Source organism: Halobacteriovorax sp. DA5 (assembly GCF_002903145.1).
GTDB lineage: Bacteria > Bdellovibrionota > Bacteriovoracia > Bacteriovoracales > Bacteriovoracaceae > Halobacteriovorax_A.
In genome coordinates, this window is record NZ_PPDJ01000003.1 from 421,067 (window position 1) to 435,307 (window position 14,241).

Consider the following 14,241-nt stretch of genomic DNA (forward strand, 5'->3'; position numbering starts at 1 on the left):
ACTGTATGAGCAATAGCTTCACTAATTTAAAGATAGATAGCAGATTAAAAAGCAATCTCAAAGATTTAAAGTTTGAGAATATGACACCTATTCAGGAAAAGTCTTTACCAATCATTCTTGAAGGCAAGGATATAATTGCTCAAGCTAAAACAGGTAGCGGGAAAACTGTAGCATTTGGACTTGGTGTCTTAAATACTATTGATGTTAAACAAACAAGACCACAATGTTTAATTTTATGTCCAACAAGAGAATTAGCAGAACAAGTTGCAATGGAGCTAAGGAAACTCGCTCGAGCAATTTCTAACATGAAAGTATTAACAATAACTGGTGGAAGATCAGAGTATCAACAAGAGAAGTCTCTATCTCATGGTGCCCATATTGTGGTAGGAACACCGGGAAGAGTATTGAAGCTTTTAAAAAGAAAAATTCTCGTTCTTGATTTTGTTAAAAATTATGTTCTTGATGAAGCTGACCGTATGCTTGATATGGGCTTTTATGAAGATATCTCGAGAATTTCAGCATTTGTTCCAAAGCAAAGACAGACTTTACTTTTTTCGGCAACATTTCCTGAAGACATCGAAGATTTAAGTAAGAAACTTCAAAACGATGCTATTAGACTTAGTGTTGATGTTGTCCATGAAGAAACAAATATCAAAGAAGAGTTTATTCAACTGGGTTCTCATAAAGATAAAATGGATATGCTTTTTAGAGTTCTTGGAAAGTATCAGTCTAAGCGCTTTATCGTTTTTTGTAAGACAAAGAGAATAACTGATGTTGTTGCTGATGAGCTTTATAAAGCCGGTGTGGCCGTCGAGTCAATTCATGGTGATCTAGACCAAAATGAAAGAACCGCTGTTTTAACGATGTTTTCAAATAAAAGTCTTTCTGGAATTGCTGCAACTGATGTCGCGGCCAGAGGGATTGACATTAAAGATCTTGATCTTGTTGTTAATTATGATCTCTCTAATGATCCTGAGGTCTATGTTCATCGCATAGGACGTACTGGACGAGCTGGAAATGAAGGAAGGGCCGTTAGTTTCTTTGTTGAGCAAGAGATTGATAATTTAGAGAACATAAAAGAGTATCAGTCACGAGATTATGAAATTATTGATCCATCTAATTTTAGTGAAAGCACTGAGTACAATATTAGACCACTTATGGCGACAATCTATATTCATGCAGGGAAAAGAGATAAACTAAGACCTGGTGATATTGTTGGGGCAATCGTCGGTGAGTCTGGAATTGATTCGAAAGAAATTGGTGATATTTCGGTGACTAAGAATATGAGTTATGTTGCTGTAAAAGCTGAGCATATAAAGCATGTCGTTGAAAGTCTTCGAAATGGAAAAATTAAAAAAAGAAAATTTAAGTTAGGAATTCTATGATGAATAAAGAGCTGATGAAGATTTGGGTCGATGCTGATGCCTGTCCTAAAGTTATAAAAGAGGTTTTATTCAAAACATCTATTCGTCTACAAATTCCATTAGTTCTTGTCGCAAACTCTTATATGAATATTCCTCTTCATGAACTTATTACTTTTATAAAAGTTGATAGCGGTGCGGATGTTGCTGATATGTATATTGCTGACAACGCTAAAATTAATGATCTCGTTATTACAGCAGATATTCCTTTAGCTGCAGAGGTCGTAAAAAATGGAACTCTTGCTATAAATCCTAGAGGAGAGCTTTATGATGAAGAAAATGTCGGAGAACGTTTGTCTATGCGTGACTTCATGAAAGAGCTTAGAGATGGTGGTCTTATTACAGGGGGACCTGATGCATTTAGTACTAAGGATAAGGCAAATTTCGCGAACTCGTTAAATAAAATCCTTTCTAAGAAGGGGTTTAAGTAAATATAGTTTACAGAGGGGATTATAAAGGTTGACTTGTATCTCTATTCGGGAGATGAAGAGGGTTGATCTAGATACATTTTAAATATTCGCCTTTGCTAGTATTTGGATTAAGCAATGGCACTAGCGCTTTTTAAGCAAGGATATTTATTATGTCTTCAGTCAAATCTTTTGATTCTTTAAATCTATTACCTGAAATTCTTTCTGCATTAAAAAAGAAAGGTTATACAGCACCAACGCCGATTCAAGCAAATTCAATTCCACACCTATTAGATGGTGGAGATATCTTAGGGATTGCTCAAACGGGAACTGGAAAGACTGCTGCATTCTCTCTTCCTATTTTAAATAATTTAAAAATTAAAAAAATAAAAACAAAACCAGCTCGTATGAGGTGTCTAATCTTAACTCCGACAAGAGAATTAGCATCGCAGATAGAAGAGAATATAAAAGAATACTCTAAAGGATTGGGGATTTCATCCGCAGTTATCTTTGGAGGTGTTAGTCCTAGGCCTCAAGTTCAGAAACTGTCACGTGGAATGGATATTATCGTTGCAACACCAGGCAGACTTCTAGATCTAATGGGTGATGGCCACGTTCGTTTTGAACAACTAGAAACTTTTGTTCTTGATGAAGCCGATCGTATGCTAGATATGGGCTTCATTAGAGACGTTAACAAGATCATTGCTAAACTCCCTGAAAAAAGACAAACTCTCTTATTTTCGGCCACAATGCCTCAGGATATTGTGAACCTTTCTAAGAAATTGCTTGTTAAGCCTAAGAAAGTTGAAGTGACACCTGAGTCGACAACAGTTGAAAAAATTGATCAAAAGATAAATCTTGTTCATAGAACAAATAAGCCGAAGCTTTTAAAGAATATTTTAGAGGATACTACAATTGAGCACGTGCTTGTTTTTACTAAAACTAAGCATGGCGCTAATCGTGTGGTTAAGCATCTGGATCAAGTTGGAATTACGGCCGCTGCAATACATGGCAATAAGTCTCAGGGGGCACGAGAGAAGGCCTTGGGTGGTTTTAGAAAGGGAACTGTTAGGGTGCTTGTTGCTACTGATATTGCTGCTCGTGGAATTGATGTTTCCCATATCACTCATGTTATTAATTATAATCTTCCTGATGATCCTAAGAGTTATGTACATCGTATTGGGAGAACTGCTCGTGCTGGAAGAGAAGGGATTGCTATCTCTTTTTGCGACGATACAGAAACAAAGCTATTAAACGATATTGAAAAAACGATTAACTACAAAATTCCTGTCGACACGAATCATGCTTTTCATGGAGTTGCGGGGCAACCTGACTCACAAGAGGCGCCTAGAGCTCCTAGGACGCCTAGGCTTAGAGCAAAATCTTCTAAAGATAATAACAATAAGCAAAGAAGCGCTAGGCGAAGAAGAGCAAAACAAAAGTCTAAATCATCGTCTCTTTAAGAACACTAAAAACGCGTTAAAAACTCAAAGTAAGTCGCACCATCTAGCATAAAAGTGGTGTAGACTTCTGTGTTTTGACCGATTTTCCCGCCAATTGGGGCAGTATTAATATCTGAGAAATCATAATTCTTATCACCGAATTCCTTAATAACAAAGACGAGTAAACCCGCACCTTGTGAAAGAAATTCTCCAAGTCCATTTTCTTTCGCTACAGCGTAAGCAACTTTAGAAAAGCCTGCATGACACCATTTATTTGAAATATCTCCTTGGTTATGTAAAGCACTACAAGGATCATCATTTTCGACAAAGTAGTCAGACTTAGAATTTGATAAGAAAAGGGCCGATTCACGACTTAGTCCTAGGACTTTAAAATCTTGGGGTCTTTCTTCATTATTCTTTATATATTTTTCAAAAAAGATTGAGGCAGCTCGAGTTGATTGTTCACTGTCTCCAATAACTATATCTTTGTACTTTTCCGAAAGCTCTACATACTCTCTGGCCATTCTAGAATATGAATCTTCTTGCGCCTGCATCATGTTTGGTTTGATGTTAAATCGCATATCACTAATATTTTCAGTGCTCGATAGGGCAGAGAGAGATAGTAAGATACTTAGTGGCATTATCAATTTCTTCATATGTCGTCCTCTTAAATTATTTTGATCATCTTAACTAATTAGTTAGTTTGATGGTGAAAATATGAAAAAATGAGTGCCTGTTCTAAAATTAGACAGACGTGATTTCATATGGTTATACTATGAATTGAGAGTTGGAGGTTATTGATATGAAAAAGATTTCCGAGCAATACAAGCGTGATTTACTGGAGTCGATTCCAGTCGTCTCAGGAATGAAGCTTGAAATTAAGACTGTAGAAGATCAGAAAATCGTACTAAAAGCTCCTTTAAGTAAGAATATTAATTATGAAGGAACTGCATTTGGTGGAAGTATTAATACACTAGCAATTCTTTCTTGCTACCTCTTAACTCATCATACGATGAAAGTTCATAATATTGATTTCAAGTCTCTCGTTATCCAAAATAGTGAGATTGATTATCTTATGCCCGTGGATTCTGACTTTGAGGCCATTGCAGAAATTGATGAAGCTTCAGTAAATAATTTCATACAATCACTTAAGCGACGCAAAGTCGGCCGCTTAAATGTTCATTCAAAGATTATGGTAGGAGACAGTGTTAGAGCGAGCTTTAAAGGACGCTTTGTTGCTACTTTATAATACGAATTCTTCTCTTATTAGAAAGAAGCGACCACGCCCATTGCATAAAGACCATAACCTTATTTCTAAAGTTGATTAAGAAGAAGATATGGACAAGACTCCACGCAAGCCATGCAATTGGACCTGCTAGCTTAACACCTTTCCATTCTAGTACAGCTTTGTATTTACCTACTGTCGCCATCGATCCTTTATCAAGGTATTTGAAGGCAAAGCGCTTATTTTTTAGTAGTTGCTTGGCAAGATGCTTTCCTTGTTGGGCCGCAACTGGTGCAAGAGAGGGAAGTGGGCTACCGTCTAATGACTGGAAGTTAGCTGCATCTCCTAAAATGAAAATTTCGGGAAAATCTTTTAAACTTAAGTCTTTTTCTACTATTGCACGTCCCATTCTGTCTTGTTCAACACCAAGCTTTGAAATTAACTTTGTTGCGCGATTTCCTGCTGCCCATATGATATTCTTAGATTCAATTTTCTGGCTTTTAGTTTTTATATAATCGTCACCAATTTCTTCAACGACTTCATCTGTTAAAACAATCACACCTAGCTTTTCGAGATAGTTCTTAGCCTTTTCTGAAGTTGGATGGCTATAGCTTGAGAGAATATGTTGACCACCTTCAATTAGATATATCTTTGTTAGTTTTGGATCGAAGTCGTGATATTCGTTAACAAGAGTTTTATAGGCAACTTCTGCAAATGCCCCCGCAAGCTCTACTCCAGTTGGGCCACCACCAATAATAACAATGTTTAACTTCTTTTCTTCTTGATTAAGCTTTATCTCTTCTTTTTCAAATGAGTAAAGGACACGGTCACGAATACTAAGAGCATCAGTTAGAGTCTTTAAGCCAGGGGCACTCTTTTCCCAGTCATCATTGCCAAAGTAGAAAGGTTTTGATCCTGTTGCTACAGCTAGGTAGTCGTATTGATATTCATCACCACTTTTACATTCTATAACTTTTAGATCTTTATCAATTGAGACAACTTCCTGCATGTGTACTTTGATATTTTTAGCATGAGATAAGATTTCACGTATTGGCATTGATATATCTCCTGGAGATAGGGATGCAGATGCTACTTGGTAAAGAAGAGGGTGGAATAAATGATGATTTTTCTTGTCTAGTATCACGACTTCAAAAGAATCTTTATTAGCAAGACCTTTTGCCAGGGCAATTCCTGCAAAGCCAGCTCCAATAATGACCACTTTTATTTTCTTCATGATTTCCCCCTTGTTCTAGTATATTTTAAATTTAATTCAATTTTGCGCTTGAAACAATAAAGCTAATTTGAAATAATTTATTTCTAATATGGAAATAATAGAAAAGACTACATTTGATCGTTTATATGCCCTTCAGGTGGCAACTGTAGTTGCTCGAGAGGGAACATTTGCAAAAGCAGCTAAATTTCTAGGAACATCAGCTTCAAATATAACTAAAGAGATTCAGAAATTAGAGAGTTATCTCGGAGTTGTACTATTTAAAAGAACAACTCGATCTTTTGTTCTTACCGAAGAGGGAATGCTCACTCTTGAGAAGTCTAAAAATCTTTTAGAGGAATTAAATAATCTAGAAGAGCAGTTACATGGAGTTGTTGACTCAGTTAAAGGTGTTATTCGTATTACTGCGCCAACGACAATCGGTCAAAGCTTCTTGGCGTCAATTTTTGCTGAATTTCAGCTTCATTATCCATATGTTGAAATTGATTTGATTTTGACAGATAGAGTACTTGACCCTGTTGAACATAATATCGATTTAAGTATTAGAACGGCATTTCAATTAAAAGATTCAAATCTTTATATGAAAAGAGTTACACAAATCGACCGTGTTATTTGTGCTTCCCCTTACTATATTGATCATTTTAAAAAGCCAACAAACCTTGAATCTTTAAGCAGGCATAACTGCTTGCTATATCTAAGAGGAGATAGCCCTTTTATTTGGAGCTTCAAGAAAGGTCAAAAGATTAGTCATATTCAAGTACAAGGCTCATATAAATCGAATAATTTAATGTCTCTCATAAAGGCTTGTGAGTTAGGAGTTGGGATTCTCAATGTACCTCGTTACTTAGTAGATGAACAAATACAAAGAGGTGAGTTAATTGAATTATTTAAGAGTTGGGAGCTTCCATCTCATAGTCTATTTTTCTTAACCTCTAGAAAACCTTCTAGTTCAAAGAAACTAGAAGTATTAGAAGAGTTTTTATCGGAGAGATTGACATAAAAAAGATAAGTGAAAAACTTGATTCATATATTATTCATGAGGAAGCGCAGGAATATAATGGTTGTTCATATATATATGAAGGAAAGTACTATATTCAACGATCTTCCAAAGTAACACCTAAGAAAGTTGGCCAATTTGTCACATTGTGGAAGAGAGACGAAAGTGGAAAAACAATACCATACCACTTAAATGACCCTCTCGATTATGTTTTGATTATTTGCGATACAGAAAGTGAACAGGGTTACTTCTTATTTCCAAAAGATGCTCTAGTGAAAAAAGGTATTCTCTCTAGTGAATATAAAGAAGGAAAGCGTGGATTTCGTCTTTACCCCAAATGGGATCAAGCTACTAGTAAACAGGCTATCAGTTCACAAAAATGGCAACTCGATTATTTCTTTAATGGAACTTTTCAAGGGATTCGTTAGAAGCTAGTATAGCCAAATGAAAAGATTAATACTTGTTACAGTTTTATGGGCATTTTCATTTAGTCTAATAGGGCAATATATTGCTGGTAAGATGGATACCTATCTGGCCATATTTCTAAGACTCCTTTTCGCATTCTTAGTGTTTGTTCCATTTTTAAATTTTAGAAATATTTTTAGAGTAGAATCTCTTAAGACAATGCTCATTGGAATATTGCAAATCGGAGTGATGTACCTCTTTTATTACAATTCCTTTAAGTATCTATCAGTATCAGAAGTAGCACTTTTTACTATTTCAACACCTCTCATTATTTCAATTATTGGAAATATTATTGAGAGACGCTTTATCTTAAGACAGCTCTTCAGTGTTTTCTTAGTTGTTTTTGGTGCGGCCATCATAAAGTGGAGTGAGATCTCAAATGACTATATTATCGGCTTCTTACTTGTTCAGGGAGCAAATATCTGTTTTGGACTAGGACAGGTTCTTTATCGCAAGATAATCTCTGAACAAAATCAGATGCAAAAATTTGCACTGTTCTTTTTAGGTGCCCTTATTCCAATCTCATTTGTTTTAATCTCTAGATCAACCTTCGCAAATCTTTCACAAATTACATCCTTGCAGTGGGGAGTCTTGTTGTGGTTAGGCTTTATTGCATCTGGTGTGTGTTACTATCTTTGGAATACTGGTTCTAAGCAAGTTTCATACGGAGAACTCGCTGTTATGAATAATGCAGTTATCCCTGCAGCTATACTTGTTAACGTCTTCTTCTGGGGAGCAAAGATTCAATGGACATCATTTCTACTCGGTGCTTTCATTATAATTTGTGGTATTTTGATTGAAAATAGGAGAACTCAAGATTGTTAATGTAAGAGTTGTGAATATTATTTAAGTTTTTTTGTCCTAAACTGAAATGCTAGAATACATGTATGAAAGCAAATAGTATTCGCACAGAAGTCATTGCAGGAATCACAACCTTCTTAACGATGAGTTATATTATTTTTGTTAATCCACTCATCTTATCATCAGATGGCACGGGAATGTCTTTTTCTGCTGTTATGACAGGGACTATCCTGGCCAGTTTCGTTGCAACACTTCTTATGGGTCTCATCGCAAAGCTACCTTTTGCCCTTGCTCCTGGAATGGGGCTTAATGCTTTCTTTACTTATACATTAATTCTCGACCAAAAAATTCCCTGGGAGCAAGCCTTGGGCCTGGTCTTTTGGTCAGGTGTTGTCTTTGTTATCTTGTCAGTGACGCCATTTAGAGAGAAGTTAGTTAAATCGATTCCAAAGAACTTAAGAATGGCCATGGCCGTTGGGATCGGTATTTTCCTTGCATTCATTGGTCTTAAGAATACCGGCATTATCATTGACCATCCAGTAACACTTGTTCAAACAGCACCGCTTTCAAGTGAGGGGGGAGCAGTCATCCTTGGCTTTGTTCTTATTATTGCCTTATTTAAGAAGAATATTCCTGGAAGTCTTCTGATAGGGATATTTTTTACTTGGACACTAGGAGCTCTCTTTGGAAAGTCGACTCTTCCTGAAAACTTCTTTGCAACTCCTGACTTTAGCTACTTTATGCAAGCAGATATCTTGGGGGCCATAAAGATTGCTTATATCCCAAGTATTCTCACTCTTATGATGACTGATCTTTTTGATTCATTATCGACTTTCATTGGAGTTGCAGAGACAGCTAATCTTAAAAATGAAAAGGGTGAAATTAAGAATATGAAACAGGCCCTAACTGTTGATGCACTTGCGACTCTCTTTTCTGCGTTCTTTGGAACTTCTACGACAACAACCTTTGTCGAAAGTTCCGCAGGAGTAAGCGTCGGTGGCCGCACAGGATTAACATCAGTTATTACAGCGATTTGTTTTCTTCCTTTTCTCTTTCTTGCTCCATTTGCACAGTCCATTCCAAGCTATGCAACGGCTCCAGTTCTTATCTTTGTTGGCATCCTCATGTTTAAGAATATCTCATCAATAAATTTCGAAAAATTTGAAGAAATGATTCCTGCATTCTTATGTATTGTACTTATTCCACTAAGCTTCTCAATTACAACGGGAATCATGTGGGGATTATTTGTTCATACTATTTTATATATTGTTGCTGGTCGTATAAAGGACTTAAGCCTTACAGAATGCTTACTTTCTATTGTTGCCGGTCTATATATAATTTTTCATTGATCTCTATCAAATATTTTTTAAGTTTTTATTGGTATATTAGGATTAAGGAGTGAAAAATGAAAAAAATTATTATCTGTGAATCATGCGGTGCAATTAATCGAATTGATAAAACAAAACTTTCGGCTAGTGGTGCTGTATGTGGAAAGTGCTCTAAAGATTTGGACACAAGTGCAAAAGTTCAAAGTATTACCTTTGATAAGTTAGAAAAGATCATTCAACACTCTGAACTTCCTGTCTTTGTTGACGCTTACGCAGACTGGTGTGGCCCATGTAAAATGTATGGCCCAATTTTCACAGAGTTTGCTCAAAAGAATTGGCAGTCTGCAGAGTTTTATAAAATTGATACTGAAAAGAATCCAATGATCTCTGTTAAGTATGGAATTCGAGGAATACCAACTACTCTCATCTTTAAAGGGGCAAAGCTAGAACATTCACAAAGTGGCGTTTTGCAAGTTGGGCAGTTAGATCAAATGCTCTCTATTTTTTAATATAACCAACAACTTTAATAAGTTCCATATTCAGGTACTTTTAACTTGGTTGTTATGCGCTTTCTCAATATGGGTTATGGTTTATTTATCATCTAAATCTAATTAGGTGAATTATTGAAGGAGCGTATTATGTTTAACTATTTAGGTACAATCATTATTATATAATTTCAAAGCCTCCTTAAGTGGAGGCTTTCTTATTTATACAGATTTTCAAGCCCTTACGAGAGATAAGTATCGAATAGTCCTGTAAATGTAACTGATTTTTAAGAAGTCATTTGAAGAAGTTCTTCCTTTTTACTAAATTCAGCGAGAATAAAGAAGGGAAATTCATGAAAATCATAATCTTAAGCCTATTATTATCTCTTGGTGTTAACGCTGAAATGGTGTCGATTAGACAGTATCAAACTCCAGTTAAAAACCAAAAGACAGAAATACATGTGCATACTTTGCGGTTACGGCCATGCTTGAGGGTGCCATTAAGAAGAGATTTGATATGGAATTCGATATTTCAGAGCAATTTCAAATCTACTATGGAAAAGAGCACTTTGGAGAATATCCAAATGCTGAGCATGGGTACACTTACGAAATTGCACGTAATTTTCGCAATCAATACTTCTTTATCGAAGAGGCCCAGCTTCCTTACCAAATGAGTTATTTTGAAAATAATGGCCCTTGCTCGCAATTCGATCCATTTGATGAAAGCGCGCCTTCATATTGCTTCTCCCATGCTCCAGTCGATACTAGCTCGCTTAAGAGAGTGAAGGTGGATGGGTTAGAAGTGAAAATGGTCACAAATCTGTGGAGCTCTTGGAAATCCAAAACTGATTTATACGAAGATGAGATTAGAAGTGGGAATGGCCTTGTTGCAACAGTTCTCGTTTATTCTCCTCTTTGGGAAAATGCCCATGTGACACTTCCTGATGAAGTTTTTGCAAAGTGTGAGTCTGGTGAAGTCGCCTGCTATGGCCATGCGATTCACTTTACTGGATACGACAAAGAAAAGAGAATCTTTCAATTCAAAAATAGTTGGTCAAGTGAGTGGGGTGATGAAGGCTATGGTTATATGTCTTATGACTATGTCATGAAACATGCAGTTGATCCCATCTCATTTAGATGGGACCGTTTTTTGGCCGATATCAGAAAATAATATCAAATAAGATATTTAAAATTCTGACTCTCAATTGAATTAATACTTTCAAATGTTGTCTGTGCAATATTACTTAATGCCTCATGAGTTAAGAAAGCTTGATGAGAAGTAATTAGAACATTTGGAAAAGTCATTAACCTTGCTAGGTCATCATCTTGAAGTACGTCTTGAGAGTGATCATCAAAGAATAGATTTTCCTCTTCTTCATATACATCAAGACCTGCAGCTAATATCTTCTTCTCTTTTAGGTTTTTAATAAGGGCCTTCGTATCGACGAGCCCTCCACGACTTGTATTAATAAGAACGACACCGTCTTGCATTTTAGCAATATTGGCATCATTAATGAGATGGTATGAGCTTTTATTAAGAGGAATATGAAGTGAGATGATCTTCGATTCTTTTAAAATTTCATCAAATCCAACATACTCAACACCCAGCTTCTCTAACTCAGTGTCTTTTGTTAGGTCAAACGCTAGAACTCGACATCCAAAACCAAGGGCTATCTTACAAAAGGCTTTCCCAATCTTACCCGTACCAATAACTCCAATCGTTTTCTTATAAAGGTCAAAACCGACAAGTCCATCGAGATTAAAATTATTCTCTCTAACGCGATTATACGCCTTATGAGTTTTTCTATTTAAAGTTAGAATCATTGCCATCGTATGCTCTGCAATTGCTTGAGGGGAGTATTCTGGAACTCTTGTAACAGGGATTTTTTTTGATTTAGCGTATTCCAAATCGACGTTATTAAAACCTGCACATCTTAGTGTGATGAGCTTAATACCAAAATCACTTAGCTGGTCTAGAACTTCTTTACTCACTTTATCATTTGTAAAAATACAAACGACATCATGACCTTTAGCAAGTTGTGCAGTTTCTGGATTAAGTTGCTCTTTGATGAATGTGACATTGTGTCCATTCGCTTGCTTTAATAAATATTCTTTTTCAAAATTGTGGGTACTGAAAACAATTATCTTCATACTTCCTCTCTTAGGCGGTAATAAATTATATCTAGTATATGATACAAATATTGTTAATATTGTAACTTATAATCTTAAAATGAAGTTCTTCATGAAACAAATAATGCTAACACTCTTATCTTTACAAACATTTGCGCAAGTACCGGTGATTAGACCAAATAACTCTGTTATTATTGAAGATTTTTGTATTTGTAGCGAACAAAAAGATATTCGAGCATCAGCAGGTGAGAGTTGTACTCAAGTATGTCAGAATACTTCTTTTGATATAACAACAATGATTGCTAAAGCTAGCGTAGGAAAAGATATTTCTACCAACCCTGACTTAAGAGATCTTAACGGTTGGTGTTCTCATGAACTTTAAATGGGAATTATAGGAACTTAGTTAATGAAAAAACAAGAATTTAAAATATGGGTGGATGCGGACGCTTGCTATTAACCCACGCGGAGAGCTCTATGAACAGAATATTGGAGAGCGCCTTTCAATGAGAGATTTCATGCAAGAGCTGGCCGAGATGGAGTTGCTATTTCATTTTGTGATGACACAGAAAAGAACCTTTTAAAGGATATTGAGAAAACGATTAAGTATCAAATTCCTCAAGATAAGGATCACCCATTTCATGGTGTCGCAGGAGCTCCTACACAACCTCAAAATAATCGACGTTCAGAAAAGAAGAAGCAGGCTTCTTCAAGAAGTGGTGCGAAGTCTAAAGACAACAAAACGAGTAAGTCGAATAATCAGCAAAGAAGTGCGAGACGCAGACGTGCTGCAAGTAAAGCGAAGTAGATTAAAATAGGTTAGTGGGATTGCTTCTTTTATGGCCCAATATGCTTCCATACAGAAAGCAGGGTTTTAAGTGTTTGCTTATGATTTAAGTCTTGGGCTTCATTTAAATATTTAACTGTTGCCAACTTTATATCCCTGATAGTTGAATTCTTATTAAGATATTTCATGTAAGCATTGAAAAAAACTTCAGTTGCAACTTCATATCCTACACCCTCAAATTCAGCTGTTCCCTCAGACAAGAGATAAAAAGCATTCGTTACTATGCCTGCATTATAATAAACATTAGGGCCATTAGGCTTGTATTCGTCAAAGTTACTTGCTTGACCATTTTGTTCTGGGTTTGAAATATCACGTAAGCAATTACCCTGACCAATATATGCTTCATGTCCTAACTGATAGCAATCTGCACTTGGATTATTTTTAAAGCAAACAAAAACCCCGATAATATCTGCAAATGCTTCATTGAGTGATCCCTGGTCACCTTCGGAAGCAAGTTCTATTGTATTTGCTAACAGCCCATGAGCAAATTCATGGGCAACGATTCCAATACTTGCAGACAAGTGTGTGTGATCTGAAATATCTGAACTCTGCCCGAATGTAATTATATTTTTATCTTTATCCCACCATCTTGCATTATCATTAAATGAGCCTTTTTTTAAAAGCACTGAAATTACTTCCGCGCCTTTATTATCAAAGCTATTAAACCCTAAGTGCTCTTTTACGATTCTTATTGTTTTTATAGTATTAACATGAGTATCTACGAGAGCAGGGTTTGAGAATAAGCAATTTTGTGATTGTACAATTTTTCCTGGTACTCCCCAAAAATCATCAGAGAGGAAATACAATGGATCATTGTTTAGGTTGCCATTGCTGTGACCTGTAGTAGTTGTAACTTTATATTCTTTGGAGTGAAGGTATTGTTGAGCACTATAAATATTTTCAACAACGTGAAACACCTGAGTCTGACCTCGAGAATCTTTACTATGACATGTGACCATACGGTGATCTTTAAACTGATTAGCAAAGTTATAAGGAAAAGCCTTAAGCGATATGAAAATGGTTACAAGAGCTAATAATTGATACATATGCTCTTATAAGGAGTCTAAATATGAGTCGCAACATATATAATTATAATTTCAGTATTTTGTAAAAACTACAGGCAATCGACGTACCGATGGACTTGCTGGGATGAGTTGCGTCATCTGCTCCTGCTCTTTGCGATAAAGAGTCAGTACTATAAAAATGTAATTGAGATTGCTTGGTTGGTTACCCGAATCGTCCCATCATCGTGTGTACGTATAAATGTAGATTGGAAATTTTGCGGAGAACCCTCTCTCCCTCGCATCCTGCTCGGTCGTGCAGGGGTGTTCCGCGCAAAATGCCTTCGTGGCATTTTTCGCGTCCAAAAAAAAAGCCGAGTGGGTTCTGACCTGCGGTGAGAGCGTAAGCTCTTAACGCTGAGTCTGCATAGGCTTGCGAAAGAATGGCTCTTCACACTTGAAGG

General features: G+C 36.2%; 14 protein-coding genes and 2 pseudogenes. 12 read left to right on the top strand and 4 right to left on the bottom strand.

Going from position 1 to position 14,241, the window contains the following annotated elements:
• The first annotated feature begins 5 nt into the window (after positions 1–5).
• The 3 genes from dbpA to C0Z22_RS08725 all read left to right on the top strand — a co-directional run bounded on the left by dbpA (position 6) and on the right by C0Z22_RS08725 (position 3,291).
• A complete protein-coding gene (gene dbpA, locus C0Z22_RS08715) occupies positions 6–1,385 on the top strand; it encodes an ATP-dependent RNA helicase DbpA (protein ID WP_103217975.1) in 1,380 nt (459 codons plus the stop codon).
• Between the two features lie 14 nt (positions 1,386–1,399).
• A complete protein-coding gene (locus C0Z22_RS08720; RefSeq protein WP_103217996.1) occupies positions 1,400–1,852 on the top strand; it encodes a YaiI/YqxD family protein in 453 nt (150 codons plus the stop codon).
• Positions 1,853–2,001: 149 nt separating this feature from the next.
• Entirely contained in the window at positions 2,002–3,291 is a 1,290-nt protein-coding gene (locus tag C0Z22_RS08725) for a DEAD/DEAH box helicase (protein ID WP_103217976.1), read from the top strand.
• 5 nt (positions 3,292–3,296) lie between these two features.
• Here the strand turns inward: C0Z22_RS08725 and C0Z22_RS08730 are convergent, their stop codons facing one another.
• Complete coding sequence (locus C0Z22_RS08730; RefSeq protein WP_103217977.1) at positions 3,297–3,926, bottom strand: hypothetical protein; 630 nt, start codon at positions 3,924–3,926, stop codon at positions 3,297–3,299.
• A 146-nt stretch (positions 3,927–4,072) separates the two neighbouring features.
• On the opposite strand from C0Z22_RS08730, the gene C0Z22_RS08735 reads away from it, so the two are divergent.
• Positions 4,073–4,519 (top strand): YiiD C-terminal domain-containing protein, encoded by a 447-nt coding sequence (locus tag C0Z22_RS08735; protein ID WP_103217978.1) that lies wholly within the window; start codon positions 4,073–4,075, stop codon positions 4,517–4,519.
• Here C0Z22_RS08735 and C0Z22_RS08740 read toward each other — a convergent pair.
• Positions 4,509–5,729, bottom strand: coding sequence for an NAD(P)/FAD-dependent oxidoreductase (locus C0Z22_RS08740; RefSeq protein ID WP_103217979.1), 1,221 nt, complete (start codon positions 5,727–5,729; stop codon positions 4,509–4,511). The two genes, C0Z22_RS08735 and C0Z22_RS08740, sit on opposite strands and share 11 nt — an antisense overlap.
• 88 nt (positions 5,730–5,817) lie before the next feature.
• On the opposite strand from C0Z22_RS08740, the gene C0Z22_RS08745 reads away from it, so the two are divergent.
• The 6 genes and pseudogenes from C0Z22_RS08745 to C0Z22_RS08770 all read left to right on the top strand — a co-directional run.
• A complete protein-coding gene (locus C0Z22_RS08745; protein ID WP_103217980.1) occupies positions 5,818–6,726 on the top strand; it encodes a LysR family transcriptional regulator in 909 nt (302 codons plus the stop codon).
• A gap of 32 nt (positions 6,727–6,758) precedes the next feature.
• On the top strand, positions 6,759–7,151 hold the full coding sequence (locus C0Z22_RS08750) for a MepB family protein (RefSeq protein ID WP_255407617.1): 393 nt from the start codon (positions 6,759–6,761) through the stop codon (positions 7,149–7,151).
• A gap of 16 nt (positions 7,152–7,167) precedes the next feature.
• Positions 7,168–8,013, top strand: coding sequence for an EamA family transporter (locus C0Z22_RS08755; RefSeq protein WP_103217982.1), 846 nt, complete (start codon positions 7,168–7,170; stop codon positions 8,011–8,013).
• A 62-nt stretch (positions 8,014–8,075) separates the two neighbouring features.
• Positions 8,076–9,338: an NCS2 family permease gene (locus C0Z22_RS08760; RefSeq protein ID WP_103217983.1), complete on the top strand. Its 1,263-nt coding sequence runs from the start codon at positions 8,076–8,078 to the stop codon at positions 9,336–9,338.
• 56 nt (positions 9,339–9,394) lie between these two features.
• Positions 9,395–9,826, top strand: coding sequence for a thioredoxin domain-containing protein (locus C0Z22_RS08765; RefSeq protein ID WP_103217984.1), 432 nt, complete (start codon positions 9,395–9,397; stop codon positions 9,824–9,826).
• 445 nt (positions 9,827–10,271) lie between these two features.
• Positions 10,272–10,973, top strand: a pseudogene (locus tag C0Z22_RS08770) (C1 family peptidase); the annotation flags it as partial.
• A gap of 2 nt (positions 10,974–10,975) precedes the next feature.
• Here the strand turns inward: C0Z22_RS08770 and C0Z22_RS08775 are convergent.
• Positions 10,976–11,953 (bottom strand): 2-hydroxyacid dehydrogenase, encoded by a 978-nt coding sequence (locus C0Z22_RS08775; protein WP_103217986.1) that lies wholly within the window; start codon positions 11,951–11,953, stop codon positions 10,976–10,978.
• 79 nt (positions 11,954–12,032) lie between these two features.
• On the opposite strand from C0Z22_RS08775, the gene C0Z22_RS08780 reads away from it, so the two are divergent.
• Positions 12,033–12,314, top strand: a complete 282-nt coding sequence (locus C0Z22_RS08780; protein WP_146037848.1) for a hypothetical protein — start codon at positions 12,033–12,035, stop codon at positions 12,312–12,314.
• Between the two features lie 64 nt (positions 12,315–12,378).
• A pseudogene (locus C0Z22_RS08785) lies at positions 12,379–12,469 on the top strand (DUF188 domain-containing protein); the annotation flags it as partial.
• Positions 12,470–12,766: 297 nt separating this feature from the next.
• On the opposite strand, the gene C0Z22_RS08790 reads toward C0Z22_RS08785, so the two are convergent.
• The gene (locus tag C0Z22_RS08790) at positions 12,767–13,822 is read right to left on the bottom strand and encodes a M4 family metallopeptidase (protein ID WP_103217988.1); all 1,056 of its coding nucleotides are present in this window, start codon (positions 13,820–13,822) and stop codon (positions 12,767–12,769) included.
• Between the last annotated feature and the right edge of the window lie 419 nt (positions 13,823–14,241).